Here is a 20,913-nt window from a genome sequence, read left to right as displayed (position 1 = left end):
CCAGCGGCCACCTCTTTCGTACGATCTCGTACCGTCTCTAGACTGCGGTATGCCCTCCACGCTCCAGGTTCTCTCCCTCGCCTCCCCCTCTGCCGGCTACCGCCGCATCCGCTTTGCCGGCGCGCAGTTGGCGCCCTTTTGCCAGCACGACAACATCCACTGCCGCCTGGTGTTTCCATCGCCGCAACGCGACGGCGCCAGCAGCACACGCGTCTACACCGTGCGCGCCTTCGATGCCGATGCGCAATGGCTGGAGATTGATTTTTTGCTGCATGCCGATGCCGGCCCGGGTGCCTGCTGGGCCCAGCAGGCGCAGGTCGGCGACTGTGTCGAAATTCTCAAGCCCGGTGGCCGCACGGCCCGCATTGCCGACTGGATGGTGCTGGCCGGTGACGACAGCGCGCTGCCCGCGCTGGCCCGCATTGCAGAACAGCTGCCCGCCAGCACACGCGGCCATGTGGTTTGCGAAATAGCGGACCCGCAGGACGCCATCGACATACCCCTGCCAGCCGGCATGCAGTGGCATTGGCTGTACCGCGCAGGCGCAGCAGCCGGCAGCGGCGAGCAGCTGCAGCGGGCGGTACGAGCGTTGGATTGGAGCGCCGCACAAGCCACCGAAGGCGCCAGCCGCTTTTTATGGGTAGGCGCCGAATTTGCCACCGCGCAGGCGCTGCGCGCATGGGCCGTGGACAGCCTGGGTCTGGGCAAGCAGGAGCAGCTGATCGTGGCCTACTGGCGCCGGGGCATGAGCGAAAACGAGCTGCGCGCGCCCAAGCCCGAGCTGGAAAAAGCCTAGGCCCTGTTTTTAGATTTCCGCCGAGCGCGAAATATGCCGGCGCAGCAGCGCCGCGGCATAGTCGGCATCGCCTTCTTTGAGCGCCTTCAGAATGCCCAGGTGGTCGGTGCAGGCCTGGCGGATGTGCTGCTCGCTCAGGTGGCTGAAATGCGCAAACTCCGAGATCTTGCGCAGCGAGTTCTGCCGGCGCACCGACTCGATCAAAAAGCGGTTGCGCGACCAGGACACCAGGGTTTCATGAAAATTCGCATTGGCCTTGAACCACACATCCTGGCGCAGCTGCTCAACCGGCATCTGCAAGATGTCTGACTGCTCGCGGAACAGCTGCTGGAGCTGCTCGGGATCGGGCGCAAAGTCCGCCATCTTCAGCGCGCCGCACTCGACGATGAGCCGAAAGTCATAGCTCTCGTGCACGGCCTGGGGGTTGTCCAGGCTCTCGGTAAAGCGCCAGCCGTGGCCGGGCAGGCGCTCGGTCAGGCCCTCGGCGGCAAAGCGCATCAGCACGCGGCGCACGGCGCCCCGGGTCACGCCAAACAGCTCCACCAGCTGCGCTTCGGAGACTTCGCCGGCCAGCTGGCCGCTGGCGCGGTGGTTCATGATCTGGCTGTACAGCGCCTCGGCCTCAGAAGGGGGCACCAGCTGCTCCAGGGCATCGTCGCCATCGGGCACGCGCTCGACCCGAAAGCCCCGGCCCGGGTGGTAGGCCACCAGGCCCTGGGCCGTCAGCAGCATCAGCGCCTGGCGCACCGGCGTGCGCGAGACCTTGAGCTCATCGGCCAGGTGCAGGTCGGAGATGCGGTCGCCCACGCGCCAGCGGCCACCATGCATCAGCGCCGTCAGCTTGCGCGCGACGTCGATCTGCAAAGAACTCAGCGATTGCTTCAAACCGATTCTCCCCTTGGTTGTGCTGCTGCGGCCCGCGCCTGCGCAATCCGGTGGCAATGGCGGCGGCGCGCAGCATCTTGTTTTTGCCGGCCAGCCCCGAGCATACGCGCCAGGCTTCCCGTCTTGGCAGCATCCTTCATCGTAGTTTCCCTAAGTTTTGTTTGATTCTATAAAAAACAAATTGACAGTCAATGACCAGGAAATTAATGTATTAAAAGTTCACAAAACACAAAAGGAAAAAGATGTCGCCGTTTCCACTCGTCACGCTGTCTGGCGCCCCCCAAGCCCGAGGGCGCCAGTATGGCGCGGCGCTCAAAGACCGCATTGCCCGCAGCGCAGCGCTCTACGGCGGCGCGCTGGAGAAGTACGGCATCAGTGCCGCGCACAAGGCCGCGCTGATCGCCGAGTACGCCCAGAAGATCGCCGCCTTTGACGAGAACTACCTCGAAGAAATGCGCGGCATTGCCGAGGGCTCGGGCGTCGCGCTGGACGACATCGTGATGATCAATGCCCGCACCGAGGTGGTGGCCCTGGCGCGCGCCCAGTCCACCAAGCCCGTCGATGACGAGCTGGACGACGGCTGCACCGGCGCCATGCTGCTGCCCGAGCGCAGCGCCTCGGGCAACCTGATCCATGGCCAGAACTGGGACTGGCGCGCCGAATGCGCCGAGACCGGCGTGGTGCTGCGTGTGCGCCAGGACCATGGCCCCGACTACCTGACCTTTGTCGAAGCCGGCGGCCTGGCCCGCAGCGGCCTCAACGCCGCAGGCATCTCGATCACCGCCAACTACCTCGAGTGCGAGCGCGACTACACGAAGCTGGGCATTCCGCTGGGTCTGATCCGCCGCAAGGTGCTAGAGCAGGAACACTTTGCGCTGGCCGCCAAGGCCGTGGCCACCACGCCCAAGTCCTGCTCCAACAACATCATGGTGGCATCGGCCGCGGGCTTTGGCATTGACTTTGAATGTGCACCCGACGAGGCCTTCCCGCTCTACCCCGAGGAAGGCATGATCGTGCACGCCAACCACTGGGTCAGCCCCGTGGCGCTGGCCAAGCTGCGCGACACCGGCATCCCCCATGTGCCCGAGAGCTTTTACCGCGACTGGCGGGTGCGCAAGATCCTGCAGGAGCAAGGCCGCCTGCTGACGCGCGAATCGCTGAAGAAGGCGCTGTTTGACGACTTCCTCTCGCCCTACGCGGTCTGCCGCCCACCGCGCCCCGCCGATGGCGGCAACCTGACTGCCACCGTCGCGATGATCGTGATGGAGCCAGCGCTGGGCATCATGGAGATTGCACCGCTGCCGGCCATCAACCGCCAGTTCACCACCTACCGCCTGCATGGCGATGGTGCGGCTGAACCGTCTGCAGCCGCTGCAGCTGCGCTGGAGCACTGAGCGCCATGTGGAAATTCGCTGCCACCCGAATCGGCATGGCGATTCCGACCTTGGTGATCGTGGCACTGGCCGTCTTCATTCTGGTGCGCCTGATCCCCGGCGACCCGGCAGCGCTGATGCTGGGTGACTCGGCCGATGCCGCATCGCTGGCGGCCCTGCGCGAGCAGCTGGGCCTCAACGCCAGCCTGCCCACGCAGTTCCTGGTCTGGTCCGGCCATGTGCTGCAGGGCGACCTGGGCCAGTCCATCTCCAACCGCCAACCCGTTGCCGCGCTGATCTGGCAGCGCTTTGCCGTCAGCGCCCAGATCGTGCTGCCTGCCGTGCTGCTGGCCACCCTGGTGGCCGTGCCGCTGGGCATGCTGGCGGCATGGCGCCAAGGCCGCCTCACCGACCTGGCCCTGGTCGCCACCGCCACCTTGCTGCTGTCGCTGCCCGCGTTCTGGATGGGGCTGCTGCTGTTGATGTTCTTTGCGCTCAAGCTGGGCTGGTTTCCGGTGGTCGGCTTTGTCGCCTTTGGCGAGAACCCGCAGCAGGCGCTGCTCTACCTGGTGCTGCCCATCACCACCTTGCTGCTCCATGAGATCGGCGTGATCCTGCGCATGACCCGCGCCTCCACCCTGGAAGTGCTGCACCTGGACTACATCACCCATGCCCGCGCCAAGGGCCTGAGCGAGATGACGGTGATGCTGCGCCATGCCTTCAAAAGTTCCTTTGGCCCGACCTGGACCCTGCTGGGCCTGATCCTGGGCAACCTGCTCGCCGGCGTGGCGGTGATTGAGACCGTGTTCACCATTCCCGGTCTTGGCCGTCTGCTGGTCGATGCGATCTTTGCCCGCGACTACCCGCTGATCCAGGGCTGCCTGCTCTTCATCGCCAGCATCTATGTCCTGGTGAATCTCTTTGTGGACCTGCTCTACCCCATCTTTGACCCCAGGGTGGCCGCATCATGAACCGCCGCTCCCTCTCCTTCTGGCTGGGCGCTGGCCTGGTCTCCGTGGTGGTCGTCGTGGCCTTGCTGGCCACGTTCTGGACGCCGTATGACCCGCTCAAGCTCGACTTCAAGACCCGCCTGGCAGCGCCCGGCTGGCAGCACTGGATGGGCACCGACGAGCTGGGCCGCGATGTGCTCAGCCGCCTGATGCGCGGCACCGCTACCAGCATCCGCATCAGCCTCAGCACCGTGTTTCTGGCCACCTTCTTTGGTGTGCTGATTGGCGCGCTCAGCGGCTACTTGCGCGGCTGGCCCGACCGCATTCTGATGGCCATCAACGATGCGCTGCTGGCCTTCCCGGGCCTGTTGATGGCGCTGGGCCTGCTGGCGGTGTTTGGCGCCAGCACCAGCGGCATCATCATCGCGCTGGCACTGGCCTATGCGTCATCGGTGGTGCGGGTGGTGCGTGGCACGGTGCTGGGCCTGCGCGAGCGTGATTTTGTGCGTGCTTCGCGCGTCATGGGCAACTCCGAGACCTACACCCTGCTGCGCCATGTGCTGCCCAACTGCATTGCACCGGTGATCGTCATGGCCACCTCGATGTGCGGCTGGATCATTCTGGCCGAGAGCTCGCTGAGCTTTCTGGGCCTGGGCGTGGCGCCCCCCGCACCCACCTGGGGCAACATGCTGGCGGGCAGCCGATCCTATGTCAGCCAGGCGGCCTGGCTGGCAATTTTCCCGGGGCTGGCGATCTCGCTGGCACTGCTGGGCATCAACCTGCTCGGCGACGCCCTGCGCGACCGGCTCGACCCACGCATGCGGAGGCGCGTATGACCCCATCCCCTACCCTGCTGCAGATCCAGAACCTGAGCCTCTCGGCCGGCGCCGGCAAACTAGTGGTGCGCCATGCATCCTTGCAGCTGGCCGCTGGCGAAATTGTCGGCATCGTCGGCGAATCGGGCTCGGGCAAGACCATGCTCAGCCGCGCCGTGATGCGGCTCACGCCCCATGCCATCAGCCGCAGCGCAGGCGACATCCTGCTGGACGGCCAGTCGCTCTACGCGATGAACGAGCGCCAGCTGCGCGCTGTGCGCGGCCCGCGCGTGGCCATGGTGTTCCAGGAGCCGATGACCTCGCTCACACCCACCCTGAGCATTGGCGAGCAGCTGCTCGAAGGCCTGCGCATGCACCTGCCCCAGGCGCGCGATGAGCACATGCCGCGCATCCATGCGATGCTCGAGCGCGTCGGCCTGCGCGATACCCAGCGCATCCTGAGCGCCTTCCCGCACGAGTTCTCGGGCGGCATGCGCCAGCGCATCATGATCGCCTCGGCCATGCTGCTGCGCCCCGCCCTGCTGATTGCCGACGAGCCCACCACGGCGCTGGATGCGGTGGTGCAGCGCGAGGTGATGGAGATGATGCTGGAGCTGACGCGCGAGAACGGCACCGCCGTGCTGCTGATCAGCCATGACCTGCCGATGGTGGCCCGCTACGCGGACCGCATGGTGGTGATGAAGCAGGGCGACATCGTCGAGACAGGCCCCACCGCCCAGGTGCTGGCCGCCCCTGCGCATGACTACACGCGCCAGCTGCTGCGCACCCTGCCCCAGCGCCGCGCGCCGCGCCAGATCGACCGTACAACGCCGCTGATGTCGGCCCGCGACCTGGTGCTGGAGTTTGGCGGCCGCCAGCGCTGGTTCCGCAAGGGGGCACCGGCGCGCGTGCTCAAGGGCATCAGCCTGGATATCTTCCCCGGCGAAGTGGTGGCCGTGGTCGGCGAATCGGGCTCGGGCAAGACCACCCTGGGCATGATTCTGTCGGGCCTGCTGCAGCCCACCAGCGGCAGCCTGCGCTACAAGGGCCAGCCCTTGCTGCCGGGTAGCCCCGGCTTCAAGGACTACCGCTACAACTGCCAGATGGTCTTCCAGGACCCGTACTCGTCACTCGACCCGCGCATGACGGTGCAGGCCCTGGTGGCCGAGGCGCTGCGCATGGCCGATGGCCTGAGCGCCAGCGGCAAGCGCGAGCGCGTGCAGCAGGCGCTGGCCGATGTGGGGCTGGGCGGCGATTTTGCGACACGCTACCCGCATGAGCTCTCGGGCGGCCAACGCCAGCGCGTGGCCATTGCCCGGGTGCTGGTGCGGCGCCCGGCGCTGATGATTGCCGACGAGGCGGTCTCTGCGCTGGATGTGACGGTGCGCGCCCAGGTGCTGGACCTGCTGGCCGAACTGCAGCAGCGCTATGGCTTCTCGTGCCTTTTCATCAGCCACGACCTGGGCGTGGTCGAGCAGATTGCCGACCGGGTCATCGTCGTGCAAGGCGGCCTGATTGCCGAGCAGGGCACGCGCGACGCCGTGTTTGACCAGCCGCAGAACCCTTATACGCGCCAGCTGCTCGATGCCATCCCGATGCTACAGGCGACGCCCGATGGCGGCGTGCATCTGCGCTGGCGCCATGCCGAGGACAAGGCCTCCGCCTCTGCAAACGGCGCTGCCTGCCCTGCCTAAAAATTAAGCAACCTTTCAGGAGTCTTCTATGTCATCCCCTCCCGCCCGCCAGGGCCACGGCATCAAGCTCAGCTATTACGACTTTGGCGCCACCACCTTTTTTGCCAGCCAGTTCGACCAGCGCTTCAGCTACTGCCTCTATGTGCCCAAGAACTACAGCGAGAGCGAGGACAAGCGCTATGACCTGGCGGTGATCGTGCACGGCACCGGCCGCACCGCCAGCCAGTACCGCGACCGCTTTGCCGACTTTGCCGACCGCAATGACTGCATCGTGCTGGCGCCGCTTTTCCCCGCCGGCATTGGCGTGGCGGGCGACCTGGCCAACTACAAGCGCATTCTGTTCCATGGCATCCGCTACGACCAGGTGCTGCTGTCCATGGTCGATGAGGTGGCGGCCAAGTACCGCCTGCGCAGCCAGCGCTTTCTGATGTATGGCTTCTCGGGCGGTGGGCAGTTCTGCCAGCGCTTTTTCCTGCTGCACCCCGAGCGCCTGCAGGCCGTCTCGATCGGCGCGCCGGGCGTGGTCACCCTGCTCAACACCGACTACGACTGGTGGGTGGGCGTGCGCGACATCGAGCAGCGCTTTGGCCGCAGCCTCAACCTGGCCGCGATGCGCGAGGTAGCCGTGCAGACCATCATCGGCACGGCCGACACCGCCACCTGGGAGATCACCATCCCGCGCGACAGCGCGCTGTGGATGGATGGTGCCCAGCTGCAGGGCGACAACCGCATCGAGCGCATCACCGCGCTGGCCGACAGCTTTGCCGCGCATGGCATTCGCGTGCAGCGCGACACCGTGCCCGGCATTGCGCACGAGCCCTTCAAGGTCATCGAGCCGGTCGAGGCCTTCTTGCAGCAGTGCCTGCGCGCGCCGCAAGCTGCCCCGGTGTAAGAACCTGTCCAAAGCCCCCACGCCACCGTCCCCACCACCACAAGGAAGACCATGCCCACCAGCCGCTCTCTTTGGTCGCCCGCGCTGCTTGCCGCAGCCTGCGCGCTCAGTGCCCACAGCCAGGCCGCCGGCGCCCCCGATATGCTGCGCGTCGCGCTGCATGCCGATATCGCCAGCGTCAACCCCGGCGTCAACCGCGACGCCAACTCCGACATGGTGATGGCCCATGTGGTCGAGGGCCTGGTGGCCTATGGCGAGGACCTGAGCATCAAGCCCATGCTGGCCAGCAGCTGGAAGGCGAACGACGACAGCACCAGCTACGACTTCAAGCTGCGCCCGAATGTGCGCTTTCACAATGGCAAGACCTTGTCGGCCGCCGATGTGGTGTGGAACTTCAAGCGCTACCTCGATCCCAAGACCAACTTCCAGTGCATCAACCGCTACAACGGCAAGATCGGCCCGGCGTTGCAAGACGTCAAGGCGGTCGACGCGCAGACCGTACGCTTTAGCTTCTCGGCGCCCGCGCCCAACTTCTTGATGACCCTGGCGACCATCCAGTGCACGCCCTGGATCATCCACCCCGACTCGGTAGCTGCCAACGGCAGCGTCAGCCAGGTGATCGGCACCGGCCCCTACAGCTTTGCCGAGAAGCAGACCGGCCGCTACACCGAGCTCAAGCGCTTTGCCGACTACAGTGCGCTGCCCGGAGCGCGCGATGGCTATGCCGGCAGCAAGCAGGCCAGCATTGCCACCTTGCGCTTTGTGACCGTGCCCGATGCCAGCACCCGCTCCAACGGCGTGCTCTCGCGCGACCTGGATGTCATCGACGATGTGGACCCCGACACCATCAAGGTGCTCAAGGACAAGGGCGTGCAGGTGGAGGTGCAACCCACCCCGAGCTGGGTGGTGCTGCAGCTGCAGACCGAGGCGCCGGCGCTCAAGGATATGCGCATGCGCCAGGCCATTGCCAAAGCGCTGAGCCTGCCCGATGTGGCCGAGGCCGCCGGCAAGGGCCTGTTCACACCCAACCCCTCGGTGATATCGCCGCTGAGCCCCTACTACGACCAGCGCAGCAAGGCCTGGCCGGGCTATGACCCGGTGGGCGCCAGCGCGCTGGCCAAGCAGGCGGGCTACAAGGGCCAGCCCATCACGCTGCTGGTGGCCAACCGCCAGGAGCGCGTGCAGCTGGCCACCATCCTGCAGGCGCTGCTGGGCTCGGCCGGCATCAACATCGACATCAAGGTGCGTGACTGGGCCTCGCAGCTCGATCTGTATGGCAAGGGCCAGTACGAGCTGGCCATCTTTGCCTACTCGGCGCGGCTCGATCCCTTGCTGATGTATGAATCGCTGATTGGCGACAAAAAGGCCGAACCGACCCGCCAGTGGGACGATGCGCAGGCCTCGGCCTTGCTCAAGCAGGTGGCGATGGAGCGCGACCCGGCCCGCCGCAAGGACCTGTTCAACCAGCTCCATGCGCTGATGGCCAAAGAGGTGCCGATCATCGGCCTGTACAACCTGCCCGTGGTCACCGCGATGGCGCCCAGCATCAAGGGCTACAAGGGCTGGCCCGCCGGCACGCACCGCTTCTGGGGCGTGACCCGCGCCGCGCCCTAAAGCCGCCTCTGCGCGTGGCCAGAATTGCCTGGTTCTGCCACGCGCCCGCCTCTTTCCCCGCATTCCGCTCTCTGCGTTTCACACCCTGTATGTCTTTTTCTGCAACCGACTACCGCCTGGCCGATGCCACGGCACTGGCCCAGGCCATCCGCGCTGGTGCGCTCACACCCCAGGCAGCCGTGGACCATGCCTTTGCCGCCATCGAGCGCTGCAACCCCCAGCTCAATGCCGTGATCCTGACCATGCGCGCGCAGGCAGAAGAACAACTGCGCCAGCTGCCGGCCGACGCGCCGCTGCGCGGCGTGCCGGTGCTGCTCAAGGACGACTGCCCCAGCTATGCCGGCGCGGCGATGTCCTATGGCTCGCGCGCGGCGCTGGGCCATGTCTCGACCACCGACCACACCCTGGTACGGCGCTACCAGCAGGCGGGCATGGTCATCGTCGGCAAGACCAATCTGCCCGAGTTCTCGGCCAATGTGGCCACCGCGCCCAGCCTGCATGGCCGCACCCTGAACCCCTGGAGTGCTGCGCACAATGTGGGCGGCTCCTCGGGGGGCTCGGCTGCGGCAGTGGCAGCGCGCATGGTGCCGCTGGCCTATGGCAATGACGGCGCGGGCTCGATCCGCATTCCGGCAGCCTGCACGGGGCTGTTTGGCCTGCGCCCCTCGCGCGGCCGTGTGGCCTGCGGCCCCGTCTCCAGCGAGAACTGGGGCGGTCTGGTGAGCCACCATGTGCTCACGCGCAGCGTGCGCGACTCGGCCCTGATGCTGGACCTCACTGATGCGCTGGAGCCCGGCTCGCTCTATGCCGCGCCGGCCAAGGCGGAAGACTTCAGCCAGGCGCTGCTGCGCCCGCCAGGGCGGCTGCGCATTGGCGTGTTGCAGGATGCAGGCCCGGGCCAGGTGCTGGACAGCAGCGTCCTGCAAGGCCTGCATGACACCAGCCGCCTGCTGCTGGAACTGGGCCATGTGACCGAAGAGGCGCACTGGAACTTCTCGCACAGCGATCTGGCCGCTGCTTTTAGCCGCATCATTGCCGCCTATACCGCGCTGGAGGTGGATGACCTGGTGCGCAGCACCGGCAAGCCCGCCACGGCGGAGTTCTTTGAACCGGTGAACCTGGGCCTGGCCGAGCAAGGGCGGCGCCTGGGCGCTGTCGAGCTATTGGCCGCGCGCAATACCTGCAACAGCATCGCCCGGCGCCTGGGCGAGATGTTTGGCCGCTATGACCTGCTGCTCTGCCCGGTGATGCCCACCTTGCCCCAGGGCCTGCAGGCGCTGGATGTGCGCCAGCCCGATGCGCATCACTTCATGCAGGAGTTCATGGATGCCACCGTCTTCACCCGCCCGGCCAATGCGGCCGGCGTGCCCGCGATGAGCGTGCCGCTGTGGCAAAGCGCCAGCGGCCTGCCTGTTGGCATGCAGTTCATCGCCCCCTATGGCGCAGAAAGCCGGCTGCTGCAGCTGGCCGCGCAGCTGGAGCAGGCCCTGCCCTGGGACCAGCGCCTGCCCCCCGTCCACGCTTGATTCCAGACCCCTATGCTCTACACCAAACCCTATTACCAACCCCAGCAGCCCGCGCAGATCAAGGAGCTGGTCGACCGCGTAGTGCTGGGCACCTTGATTACGCCGCACAGCGAAGGCGTGGCGCTGTCCCACCCGGTGTTCCGGCTCGACACCACGCGTGGCGCGCTGGGTACCCTGGTGTCGCACGTGGCATCGGCCAGCGACCATGTGCGCTTTCTGCGCCAAGGGCTGCCCAGCATCGCCATCCTGATGGACCCGGGCAGCTATATCTCGCCGTCCTGGTACCCCAACTACCCGCAGCGCGACAGCGCGCCGACCTGGGGCTTTCAGGTGGTGCACCTGCATGGCACGCCGCGCATGCTCGAAGAAGATGAACTCGTCGCCCACCTGCAGGACCTGGTGGGCCATATGGAGCGCGGCCGCCGCTGCCCCTGGGACAGCAGCGAGCTGGGCCCCGGCGGCATGGAGCGGCGCCTGCCCGGCATTGTGGGCTATGAGATGCCGGTGGCGCGCTGTGAAGCCAAGTTCAAGCTCGGCCAGGACGAGCGCCCGGCCGATATGCGCGGCGCTGTCGAGCGCCTGCGCGAGCAGAACCAGCACGCGCTGGCCGATACCATAGAGCAGCACTGCCAACTCCAACAGCCATGACCACCGCCCCCACCTACAGTTCCAGCGCCACACAGACCGACCCCATCGCCCAGGCCATTGCGCGCCACCACAGCGGCCTCAGCGCCGTGCCGGAGGCTGCTGCCTTCCATGCCTGGATGGCGCAGCAGCGCGGCAGCTGGAGTGGGCTGCTGCCCGGCCTGGCACAGGCGCGCATGGGCCACGTCGATTTCCGCAGCCCCGATTCGGCCGTGGCCGCCACCAGCGCCAGCATGGACCGCGAAGGCGCCACCCGCGCCTATGAGGCCCTGCAGCAAAGCCAGGGGTTTGAGATGGGTGTGGGCCACTGGATGGAGCAGCGCTGTGTGTACCAAAGCAGCAACTACGCATCGACCCGGCTGGAAGGCGCGATGCGCGACTGCCACCTGGGCCTGGACCTGTTTGCGCCAGCGGGCACCGCGCTGCGGCTGCCGCTGGCCGCCGAGGTGGTGGTGGCTGAAGTGCGTGATATCCGTCTGGACTATGGCGGCATGCTGGTGCTGCGCCACCAGGGCGCTGCGCACCCTGAGTTTTTCAGCATCTGGGGGCATCTGAGCCATGCATCGGCCCGGCGCTGGCAGCCAGGCGATCAGATTGCCGCAGGTACCGAGTTTGCCCAGCTGGGCGACTTTGCCGAAAACGGCTGGTGGCTGCCCCATCTGCACCTGCAGCTGTGCCTACTGCGCTTACCCGACTTCAGCGATGCGCCCGGTGTCGGCGAGCAGGCCTTTGCGCCGGTCTGGCAAGACATCTTTCCCAACCCGGCGCCGCTGCTGCGCGCCGATGATGAGGCGCTGCGCAGTTGATTACTGAGCGGCTGGGTCGCAGCGCACCTGGTTCATATAGATCGAGCAGTTGTACTTATTGCCCTGAAAGCTCGCCTGGTAGCGCGTCGATTCGCGCTGGCGGTCAAAGCCAAAGACCTGGACATGGGCCTCGGTGCTGCTGAAGTAGTTGGCGGTTTTTTCGGCAATCATCTGGTCCGACAGCACGGCATTGCTGCCAATGGGTGCGACCACATCACAGCCCTGCACGGCCAGCACGGCGACACAGAGGGCGGGCCAGGCAGCGAAGGACAAGCGCTTGCGCGAGATGGAAGGGGTCATCGGTGCATCCTGTGGGTAGCGGCAATGCGCTACTGTCGCACATCCTGACCCAGCTGTCAGGGGGCGTGTCAGCTGCCTTGCACGGCTACGGGCGCGGTTGCCACAGCGGCAGCCGAGCGCGCATTCCAGCGCTGCCAGGCCTTTTCATGAAAGAAAAAGGCAAAGGCCTGCACCGTGGGCTCCAACAGGCTGAGGGTCAGCGAGGCGATCAGGTTGCCGGTGACGGCATAGGCCACCATCGCGGCCACCGTGATGTGGATCAGGTAGTAGCTGGCGGTCTTCTTCAGCGTTTGGCGGTTGTTCTGCAGGCTGCGGCGGATAGAGGACATGGCGGGTTCTTTCTTGCAATGAGGGCCACTAACACAACCCTTGATACGTCGTTGCCTGGTCGGCCGCGCCAAGCCTTGCCGTACTACTGTACTGTCTGCGGCTTGGCGCCTAGTCTCAACCGCAAACCTTTGGTTTGCTGGGTCGTGTTAGCGGCCCTAAATCAATGACAGTGCTGTAAATGATATTTATTAGCAATGACAAAAGCCAATGAATCCTCGCTAAAAACAGCATAGGTCAGCGCAATGCCTGCCGTCACAGGCAGACGACCCGCGCGCCAAGGCCTGCGCTATGATGCGGTGCGGTTGCCGACCGGGCGCCAACAAAAACACCTTCATAACAAGCCAGACGACCTATGACGACGGACCAGCAACGCAGCTATACGGCACCCTGCCCGGGTTGCGGTGCGCCTGTGGAATTTGCCAGCGCCCAGTCCGCCTTCGCCGTCTGCCCGTATTGCCAAAGCGCCATCGTGCGCAATGGCGATATCTTGAAGCGCATCGGCAAGATGGCCGAGGTCTTCAACGACTACAGCCCGCTCAAGCTGAACCAGACCGGCCAGTTTGCCAAGGGCAGCCAGGGCAAGCCGGAGGGCTTTCGCCTGGTGGGCCGGCTGCAGTACAAGGGCGAGACCGGCAGCTGGAACGAGTGGCTGGCCCTGGGCGACAGCGGCGAGACCGCCGTTATCAGCGAGGACAACGGCCAGTTTGTACTGAGCCGCGCGAGCCAGGCCCCCACCAAGAACCTGCCGCCCGCCGACCGCTGGCAACCGGGTCAGCGCATTGCGATCAGCGGCGTGCAGTACAGCGTGACCAGCGTGGTGCTGGCCCAGCTGATGGCGGCCGAGGGCGAGATGCCGCACCAGCCCGAGCTGGGCAAGCCCTTTACCGTGGTGGAGCTGCGCACCGAAGACGACAAGGTGCTGTCCATCGACTACAGCGAGCAGCCCCCTGCCGTCTACCTGGGCGCGCCGGTGCTGCTGGGCTCGCTCAAGATTGCAGGGCTGCGGCCCACGTCCACCAAAAAGGACCAGGGCCGGCACTTCAACTGCCCGCGCTGCGCGGCGCGTGTCGACATCAAGCTGGACACGACCCAGGCCCTCACCTGCCCGAGCTGCGGCTCGCTCATCGATGTATCGCAAGGCATTGGCGGCGAGCTGCGCGCGGCAATACAGAAAGACCCCGTCAAGCCCCTGGTGCCGCTGGGCAAGATAGCGACGCTGGCCGGCAGCAAATGGCAGCTGGTGGGCTTTCAGCACCGCATGGGGATCGAACCCGATGACGACGAATACTTTGGCTGGGACGAATACCTGCTCTACCACAGCCAGCAGGGCTTCCAGTTCCTGGTCAACAGCAGCGAAGGCTGGAGCCTGGTCAAGACGCTGACCGGCGCGCCCGACTACCGCGCAGGCCGCAACACGGCGACCTGGAAGCAGCAGACCTACCAGCTGCAATCGCGCTACCGCGCCGAGACCACCTATGTGCTGGGCGAGTTCTACTGGCCGGTGGCCCGGGGCGACAAGACCGACAATGTGGACTTTGCCCGAGGCAAGGATGGCGCGCAGCTGCTGAACCTGGAGCAAAGCGCACGCGAGCTGAGCTGGTCGCTGGGGCGCAAGATGACGCCCGAGTCGGTCGCAGCCGCCTTTGGCATGAGCGACCAGCTGGCGCTGTTCAAGCCCGAGACCAGCAGCTTTTCGGTGCCCAAGCTGGGCTGCATGCCCATCATCATCGGCCTGTTCCTGCTGTTCTTTCTGCTGATCTGGTTGTGGCCCAAGGGCTGCGATACTGCGCTGGAGCGGCGCAAACTGGCCGCCGACCCGACCTATGTGAGCAAGTGCAGCACCAGCACAGGCAGCGGCCGGTCATCGAGCGGTTCCTGGGGTGGCTACAGCTCCGGCGGCAGCCACAAATAAACAATGGCTGGCAACAGCACTGCGCAGAGCCCAACCCGGGCGCGCATTTGACGAAGGAGAGAGTTGTGATGGATTTGGAATGGTTCCGCCCTGCGGCGTTTTTTGGCTCCATCCTGTTCGCCATGGTGGGCGTGGTGGTCTTCTGGCTGTGCTTTCTGATCATCGACAAGATCACCCCCGTGGACATGTGGGCCGAGATTGTGGAAAAGCAGAACCTCGCGCTGGGCGTGGTGGTGGCGGCGATGAGCCTGGGCATCAGCATCATCGTGGCAGCAGCCATCGGCTAGCACCCGTTCGTGCCACGCCAGCTGCTGCGGCTGGCATGGCCACTACCGCTGTCGCCCGTTGATGACCGCTGTTGGCCACGGATGGCCGCTGCCGCAGCGCCTGGCATCTGCGCGGGCGATTGGCCCTTTTTTCCTGTTAGCCCACGCTGCTGGTGCCCGCGCGCCTGGCACCGTCCCTGCACTGTTCGCCCGTGTCGACCTCCAGCCCTGACAACCCCTCTGCCAACGCTTCCCCCCCAGCATCGCCCAGCCCGCGCCCCAAAGGCGCTTTAGGCAGCGATGACGCGCTGGAGTTTGGCCACGCCGCCCTGCCGGAAGGCGGCGTGCGGCGCGCCAGCCCGCTGGAAGTGGCGATGCTGTTCAGCGTCTTTGTGGTGGCGGCCTGTGGCCTCTTGTACGAGCTGGCCGCAGCGGCGCTCGCGTCCTACCTGCTGGGCGATTCGGTGCTGCAGTTCAGCACCATCATCGGCACCTATCTGTTTGCGATGGGCATCGGCTCCTGGCTGTCGCGCTACCTGGTGCGCGAGCTGCCGGCGCATTTTCTGCGCATCGAGCTGATGGTGGCGCTGGTGGGCGGGGCCTTGCCTGCCGTGCTGTCCATCATCAACGCCTATGTGCCCAGCGCCTTCCACTGGATGCTGTATGGCACGGTGCTGGTGGTGGGCACCCTGGTAGGGCTGGAGATTCCGCTGGTGATGCGCATCCTCAAGCGCAATGTGGTGCTGCGCGATCTGGTCTCCAAGGTGCTGACCTTTGACTACCTGGGCGCGCTGGCGGTGTCGCTGGCCTTTCCGCTGCTGCTGGTGCCGCACCTGGGCCTGATCCGCACCGGGCTGGTGTTTGGCCTGCTGAACGCCTTGGTGGCAGTATGGGCGCTGTTTCTCTTCAAGGAAGAGCTGCGCCGCTTTGGCAGCCATGTGCTGGCCTGCGGCCTGGTGATTGCCGCCTTGCTGGGCGGCCTGGTGGGTGCCGAGCGGCTCACATCGCTGACCGAAGACCACTTCTACCAGGAGCCCATTGTGCTGACCCGCACGACGCCCTACCAGCGCATTGTGGTGACCCAGGGCAAGCGCGGCGCGCGCCTGTACCTGAACGGCAACCTGCAGTTTGCCCAGAGCGATGAATACCGCTACCACGAGGCCCTGGTGCACCCGGTGATGAGCCGCTTTGGCGCGCCGCGCAAGGTGGCGGTGTTTGGCGGCGGCGACGGCATGGCCGTGCGCGAGGTGCTCAAGTACCCCTCGGTCGAATCGGTGACCCTGGTCGAGCTGGACCCGCAGATGACCGATCTGTTCCAGAACGTGCCCAGCATGCAGGCGCTCAACAGCAATGCCTTGAACGACCCCAAGGTGCGCATCATCAATGCCGATGCCTTCCAGTGGCTGCAAAAGGCCGACGAGGTGTTCGATGTGATCATCGTGGACTTCCCCGATCCGACCAATTTTGCTGTGGGCAAGCTGTTTACCAACAGCTTTTACGCGATGCTGAGCCAGCACCTGGCAGCCAGCGGTTTTGCGGTGATCCAGACCACCTCGCCGCTGATTGCGCGCCAGAGTTTCTGGACCGTGGTGACCACGGTCGAATCGGTGGGCATGCAGGCCACGCCCTACCACGCCCATGTGCCCAGCTTTGGCGAATGGGGCTTTGTGATTGCCAGCCGCCGCCCTTGGAGCCTACCGACCACCTTGCCCGACGGCATGCGCTTTTTGAGCCTGCCCAGCCTGCCGCTGTTGTTTGACTTCCCGCCCGACATGGCGCGGGTGCCGACCGAGGTGAACCGCCTGTCCAACCAGGTGCTGGTGCACACCTATGAGCGCGAATGGGGCAAGGTGGCGCACTGATATGGCGGCCTTCTTCCACCCCAGCACCCTGCGAGCCACCCAGCCATGCAGCGCCGTTCCGTCCTGAAGGGCGCCGCCGCGCTCGCTGGCAGCAGCGCGCTGGCCGGCTGCAAGCCCGCACCGCCCAGCACCAGCAACGCCCATATCCAGGGCGGCTTTGTGGGCCAGGCCTGGGAGCGCGGCCATGCGATGCGGGACCGCCTGGCGCAAGGCCTGCCGCTGCCCGCGCCCAGCCGAACCCACCGCGTGCAGGTGCTGATTGCCGGCGGCGGCATTGCCGCGCTGTCGGCCGCCCGCGCGTTGCGCCTGGCAGGCGCCAGCGATGTGGCCTTGCTGGAGATGGAAGACCTGGCCGGCGGCAACAGCCGTGGCGGCACCGTGCAAGGCCTGCGCTGCCCCTTGGGCGCCCACTACCTGCCGGTGCCTGGCGACCAGGCCCCCGAGGTGCAGGATCTGCTGGAAGAGCTGGGCGTGCGCCAGCGCGTGGCCGGCCGCTGGCAGTACAAGGACGAGTACCTGTGCTTCAGCCCGCAGGAGCGCCTTTTTATCCATGGCGAATGGCAGGAAGGCCTGCTGCCCACGCAGGACGTGGCCGCCAGCACCATCGCCCAGTACCAGCGCTTTGCCCAGCTGGTGGATGACGCCATGCGCGCCCAGCCCTTCAGCATGCCAACCATGCGCAGCTGGCAGGCCCAAGGCGGCCTGGCGCCCGCCCACCAGGCGCTGGATGCCATCCGTTTTGACACCTGGCTGGCCCAGCAGCAGCTGGACGACCCGCACCTGCGCTGGTACCTGGACTATGCCTGCCAGGACGACTTTGGTGCCGGCTGCGCCCAGGTATCGGCCTGGGCCGGCCTGCACTACTTTGCCAGCCGCCACGGCTTTCAGGCGCCAGGCATGCCAGACGACGCGCATGACAGCGTGCTGACCTGGCCGCAGGGCAATGGCTGGCTCAGCGAGCAGCTCACCGCGCCGGTGCAGGCCGCCGGCTGGCTGCACAGCGGTCACACGGTGATGCGCATTGCCGAGACGCGCCAGGGCGTGGAGATCGACAGCTTCAACCACGCCAGCCAAAGCATGGAGCGCTGGCAGGCCGCGCACTGCATCGTGGCACTGCCGACCTTTATCGCGGCCCATGTGGTGCAAAACCCGCCCGACTTTTTGCGCGCCGCCGTGCAGGCGCTGGACTGGGCGCCCTGGCAGGTGACCAACGTCCACATCCGCGCGCCGCTGCGCGACCGCCCTGGCGCCGAACTGGCCTGGGACAATGTGCTGTACGACGATGTGGCCCACGGCGGCCTGGGCTACGTCAACGCCGGCCACCAGCGCCTCAATGCCATGCAGCAGCTGCCCACCGTGCTGACCTGCTACCGCGCCTTAAGCGGCAACCAGCCCGGCGCCAGCGCCCGCAGCGCACGCCAGCAACTGCTGGCCCAAAGCTGGGAAGCCGCCCGCGACCAAACCCTGGCGACGCTCGCCCGCGCACACGCCGACATCTACGAAAAAACCACCCAGGTCGAGGTCATGCGCTATGGCCACGCGATGGCCATCCCCCGCCCCGGCACCCAGACCGTGCTGAGCCGCATCGGCCAACCCGCTAGCAGCGCCAAGCGCCCAGCGCTGATCAACGGCGAGCGCCTCCAGGCCCTGCCGACCCCAAGCACCGGCCGCCTGCATTTTGCGCACAGCGATTGGTCGGGGTATTCGGTGTTTGAGGAGGCGTTTACGCGGGGGTTGTATGCGGGGGTGGGAGTGGGGTGATGGGTGCTGCGCGGCACTCAGCCCTAAACTTGCAAGTGAAGCGGATGGCTGATCTGCTGTATTTGAATGGTACATATCGGCCAACAGCAGACAGTCGAAGCTGCCTTCCAAATTGCCTGAGGAGTCAACGTGTTTTCACATGTCTTTGTAAGCGTCAGCGATTTCGAGCGAGCCTTGAATTTCTACAGCGCAGTGATGGAAAGTCTAGGTATTAAACTGCGCTTCTGCGAGAGAGAAAGACCGTGGGCTGGTTGGCACAGCGCAGGTGAGACGCGTCCATTCTTCGTCATTTGCAAGCCTTATGACGAACAGTCGCACCATCCCGGAAATGGGCAAATGGTTGCCTTCGCAGCGGCCTCCAGGTCAGCCGTCAGGGTGGCTTACCAAGTTGCGTTGGAGAACGGCGGCACCTGTGAGGGCCCGCCAGGGCTGCGCTCGCAATACCATGACAACTACTATGGCGCGTACTTTCGCGACCCGGACGGGAACAAGTTCTGCGTTGCCTGTCATGTCCCGACGCACGATGATGTGTGAGGCGTTTAGGCAGGATCCGGCCAGGTGCAGTCATTGAGACGTTTTCAATCGCGTGTGCTTGGTGCTCATTGCCGACCACCTGGTAGCAGCCCTATGAAGTTCTTAAGCCGATGTTCGAGGACTATTTCACCCTTCAACTAAGATTTGCAGGCCGCTACTCTTCGGTAGCCCACATGTCGTTTGCAGCTGCCATCTCCAGTTGCACGAACTTGCGCCGTCGTTTGAACCTAATGGGAGTCGAAGGCGAAAAGGCTTGGAACAACTTGCTGAATTTCGCAGATACGAATTCATCTAGTTTGGTAGCAATAGTGGACAAGTGTGTTCACCTTCATGAGTTTTATGGCTCCAACTCCAACAATTCTGCTTTTGGTTGTTTTTCCTACGAACCGCCCAATGTTGAAGGGGTTGTCCGCATTCATTTTTTGCCGGCGGTGAATCAAGAAAGCAGCCCCCTGTCTCCGGAAAGAATCGCTGAAAGAAGGTGCGAGCTGAAGGCCATGTTTGCAGAAATCCGCCTGCTCCAACCGCGTGCAAAAGTTGTGCGCGGTGTCTCTTGGCTTTACAACTTGAATGCCTACAAGCGTCTATTCCCCGCTGCTTTTGTGGCAGCCATTGAGGAGCCTCGGTTTCCTGTGCACCTAAATGGGACTTCTACTTGGGGTCAAGTTTTGGACTGGCGGCAAAGGGTCAAGCCCGACATAGAGGCGAGGATTGCTAGTGAGCTTCCGAACATGCGTGAACAAGCGCCATGGGAGATTTTTCCGCTGAAGGCCTTGACTACTCATTGTGAAATCGAGAAGTTCTACGAACACCTTCTTTAGCTACACCGAATGTCTCTTCAGGGTCGTTTGCAGTCATCCCTTTTCCAGGATCAAGCCATTAACACCGTGAATTCACGGTGCATGTACAGGCCAGACGGTCGAACCCTTCTGTAAACCGTCCCATCACAGCCGGTGCGCTCCGCTCTTTGCGCACACCCTCCCCCATTTGACAACCCCACCCCCACCAAAGCCACACCCCCACCAGGGATTGCCACCCCGCCCTAGCCGCAGGAATGGTTCTCATTTAAGATGAAAGATATATCTTAGACACGGATTGAACACACCATGCCCTTGCAACTGAGCCTTCCCACTTCCCCTTCCCCCGAGCTGTTGGCTGCGCGTGCGCCTGAGCGGGCACGCCATGAGATCAAGCTGCGCCGTACCACCGTTGCATCGGTGGAGCAGCTGACGCCGCATATGCTGCGCATCCGTTTGCAGGGTGCCGACCTGGCGGGTTTTAGCAGCTTGGGCTTTGATGACCATGTGAAGCTGCTGTTTCCAGATGCCAATGGCGAGCTGCAACTGCCGCCGCCCGGCAGCGAAGGCCTGCCGCCGGCGATGCGCGAGGCGATGCGGGACTACACGCCCCACTCTTACGATGCGCAGGCGCAGACCTTGGCGATTGACTTTGCGGTGCATGAGGCCGGCCCGGCAACGGCCTGGGCGCTGCAGGCGGCCAGCGGGCATGCGCTGGGTATTGCGGGGCCGCGCGGCTCCTTTATCGTGCCCACCGCGTTTGATGGGCACCTGCTGATTGGTGATGATGCGGCGCTGCCAGCGATCACGCGCCGCCTGCGTGAGCTGCCTGCCGGCACCCAGGCGGTGGTGGTGGTGGAAGTGAATGATGCGGCCGACGAGCAAGCGCTGGAGAGCGCTGCGGATCTGCAGGTGCATTGGGTGCACCGCCAGGGCCAGCCGGCTGGCGACGCGCAGCGGCTGCTAGCGGCTTTGCGCCAGATTGATGCGCCCGCTGGCGATTACTACAACTGGGTGGCGTTGGAATCAACGGCCGCCAAGGCGCTACGCGCGGCGCTGATTGCCGAGCATGGCGCCCACCCCAAATGGACCAAGGCAGCGGCCTACTGGAAGCGCGGCAGCTCCGGCGTGCATGAAGTCATTGAAGAGTGACCG

Annotated in this window: 20 protein-coding genes; 17 read left to right on the top strand and 3 right to left on the bottom strand. The window is 65.2% G+C overall.

Translation table 11 applies throughout. The features are described from left to right. Positions 1–49: 49 nt before the first annotated feature. Complete coding sequence (locus WH303_RS03335) at positions 50–796, top strand: siderophore-interacting protein (RefSeq protein ID WP_339516998.1); 747 nt, start codon at positions 50–52, stop codon at positions 794–796. A 9-nt stretch (positions 797–805) separates the two neighbouring features. On the opposite strand, the gene WH303_RS03330 is transcribed toward WH303_RS03335, so the two are convergent. Beyond that, positions 806–1,681 (bottom strand): GntR family transcriptional regulator, encoded by an 876-nt coding sequence (locus WH303_RS03330; RefSeq protein WP_339516997.1) that lies wholly within the window; start codon positions 1,679–1,681, stop codon positions 806–808. A 242-nt stretch (positions 1,682–1,923) separates the two neighbouring features. Here WH303_RS03330 and WH303_RS03325 point away from each other — a divergent pair, with 242 nt between their 5' ends. The 9 genes from WH303_RS03325 to WH303_RS03285 all read left to right on the top strand — a co-directional run bounded on the left by WH303_RS03325 (position 1,924) and on the right by WH303_RS03285 (position 11,996). After that, positions 1,924–3,075, top strand: coding sequence for a C45 family peptidase (locus WH303_RS03325; RefSeq protein WP_339516996.1), 1,152 nt, complete (start codon positions 1,924–1,926; stop codon positions 3,073–3,075). A gap of 5 nt (positions 3,076–3,080) precedes the next feature. Further along, positions 3,081–4,025, top strand: coding sequence for an ABC transporter permease (locus WH303_RS03320; RefSeq protein WP_182326223.1), 945 nt, complete (start codon positions 3,081–3,083; stop codon positions 4,023–4,025). Further along, positions 4,022–4,840 (top strand): ABC transporter permease, encoded by an 819-nt coding sequence (locus WH303_RS03315; RefSeq protein WP_116925370.1) that lies wholly within the window; start codon positions 4,022–4,024, stop codon positions 4,838–4,840. Before WH303_RS03320 ends, WH303_RS03315 begins: the two co-directional genes overlap by 4 nt. Next, positions 4,837–6,513 (top strand): ABC transporter ATP-binding protein, encoded by a 1,677-nt coding sequence (locus tag WH303_RS03310; protein ID WP_339516995.1) that lies wholly within the window; start codon positions 4,837–4,839, stop codon positions 6,511–6,513. Before WH303_RS03315 ends, WH303_RS03310 begins: the two co-directional genes overlap by 4 nt. Before the next feature lie 28 nt (positions 6,514–6,541). Next, positions 6,542–7,405 carry an alpha/beta hydrolase gene (locus tag WH303_RS03305; protein WP_339516994.1) on the top strand — a complete coding sequence of 288 codons (864 nt, stop codon included), beginning with the start codon at positions 6,542–6,544 and terminating at the stop codon, positions 7,403–7,405. 51 nt (positions 7,406–7,456) lie between these two features. After that, complete coding sequence (locus WH303_RS03300; protein WP_339516993.1) at positions 7,457–9,019, top strand: ABC transporter substrate-binding protein; 1,563 nt, start codon at positions 7,457–7,459, stop codon at positions 9,017–9,019. Between the two features lie 89 nt (positions 9,020–9,108). Beyond that, complete coding sequence (locus tag WH303_RS03295; RefSeq protein WP_339516992.1) at positions 9,109–10,545, top strand: amidase; 1,437 nt, start codon at positions 9,109–9,111, stop codon at positions 10,543–10,545. A 12-nt stretch (positions 10,546–10,557) separates the two neighbouring features. Beyond that, positions 10,558–11,193, top strand: coding sequence for an FMN-binding negative transcriptional regulator (locus WH303_RS03290; RefSeq protein WP_339516991.1), 636 nt, complete (start codon positions 10,558–10,560; stop codon positions 11,191–11,193). Beyond that, entirely contained in the window at positions 11,190–11,996 is an 807-nt protein-coding gene (locus WH303_RS03285) for a peptidoglycan DD-metalloendopeptidase family protein (RefSeq protein WP_339516990.1), read from the top strand. The genes WH303_RS03290 and WH303_RS03285 overlap by 4 nt, the downstream gene beginning before the upstream one ends. On the opposite strand, the gene WH303_RS03280 is transcribed toward WH303_RS03285, so the two are convergent. Further along, positions 11,997–12,296 carry a hypothetical protein gene (locus tag WH303_RS03280; protein ID WP_339516989.1) on the bottom strand — a complete coding sequence of 100 codons (300 nt, stop codon included), beginning with the start codon at positions 12,294–12,296 and terminating at the stop codon, positions 11,997–11,999. It abuts the gene before it with no gap. Positions 12,297–12,364: 68 nt separating this feature from the next. Next, a complete protein-coding gene (locus tag WH303_RS03275) occupies positions 12,365–12,625 on the bottom strand; it encodes a DUF2061 domain-containing protein (RefSeq protein WP_339516988.1) in 261 nt (86 codons plus the stop codon). Between the two features lie 353 nt (positions 12,626–12,978). Here WH303_RS03275 and WH303_RS03270 point away from each other — a divergent pair, with 353 nt between their 5' ends. The 7 genes from WH303_RS03270 to WH303_RS03240 all read left to right on the top strand — a co-directional run bounded on the left by WH303_RS03270 (position 12,979) and on the right by WH303_RS03240 (position 20,910). Next, positions 12,979–14,538 carry a DUF4178 domain-containing protein gene (locus WH303_RS03270; protein ID WP_339516987.1) on the top strand — a complete coding sequence of 520 codons (1,560 nt, stop codon included), beginning with the start codon at positions 12,979–12,981 and terminating at the stop codon, positions 14,536–14,538. A 68-nt stretch (positions 14,539–14,606) separates the two neighbouring features. Continuing rightward, positions 14,607–14,825, top strand: a complete 219-nt coding sequence (locus tag WH303_RS03265) for a DUF350 domain-containing protein (protein ID WP_021027983.1) — start codon at positions 14,607–14,609, stop codon at positions 14,823–14,825. 353 nt (positions 14,826–15,178) lie between these two features. After that, complete coding sequence (locus WH303_RS03260; protein ID WP_339517148.1) at positions 15,179–16,666, top strand: polyamine aminopropyltransferase; 1,488 nt, start codon at positions 15,179–15,181, stop codon at positions 16,664–16,666. A 45-nt stretch (positions 16,667–16,711) separates the two neighbouring features. Continuing rightward, positions 16,712–18,427, top strand: a complete 1,716-nt coding sequence (locus tag WH303_RS03255) for an FAD-dependent oxidoreductase (protein WP_339516983.1) — start codon at positions 16,712–16,714, stop codon at positions 18,425–18,427. A gap of 129 nt (positions 18,428–18,556) precedes the next feature. Continuing rightward, positions 18,557–18,961, top strand: a complete 405-nt coding sequence (locus WH303_RS03250) for a VOC family protein (RefSeq protein WP_339516981.1) — start codon at positions 18,557–18,559, stop codon at positions 18,959–18,961. Between the two features lie 110 nt (positions 18,962–19,071). Next, entirely contained in the window at positions 19,072–19,782 is a 711-nt protein-coding gene (locus tag WH303_RS03245; protein WP_339516979.1) for a hypothetical protein, read from the top strand. Positions 19,783–20,067: 285 nt separating this feature from the next. Next, on the top strand, positions 20,068–20,910 hold the full coding sequence (locus WH303_RS03240; protein WP_339516977.1) for a siderophore-interacting protein: 843 nt from the start codon (positions 20,068–20,070) through the stop codon (positions 20,908–20,910). Positions 20,911–20,913 lie beyond the last annotated feature (3 nt).

It is taken from the genome of Comamonas sp. MYb69 (assembly GCF_037479315.1).
Lineage (GTDB): Bacteria > Pseudomonadota > Gammaproteobacteria > Burkholderiales > Burkholderiaceae_C > Comamonas.
The sequence above is the reverse complement of the archived record's forward strand: the minus strand, read 5'-3'. Positions and strand labels throughout refer to the sequence as shown.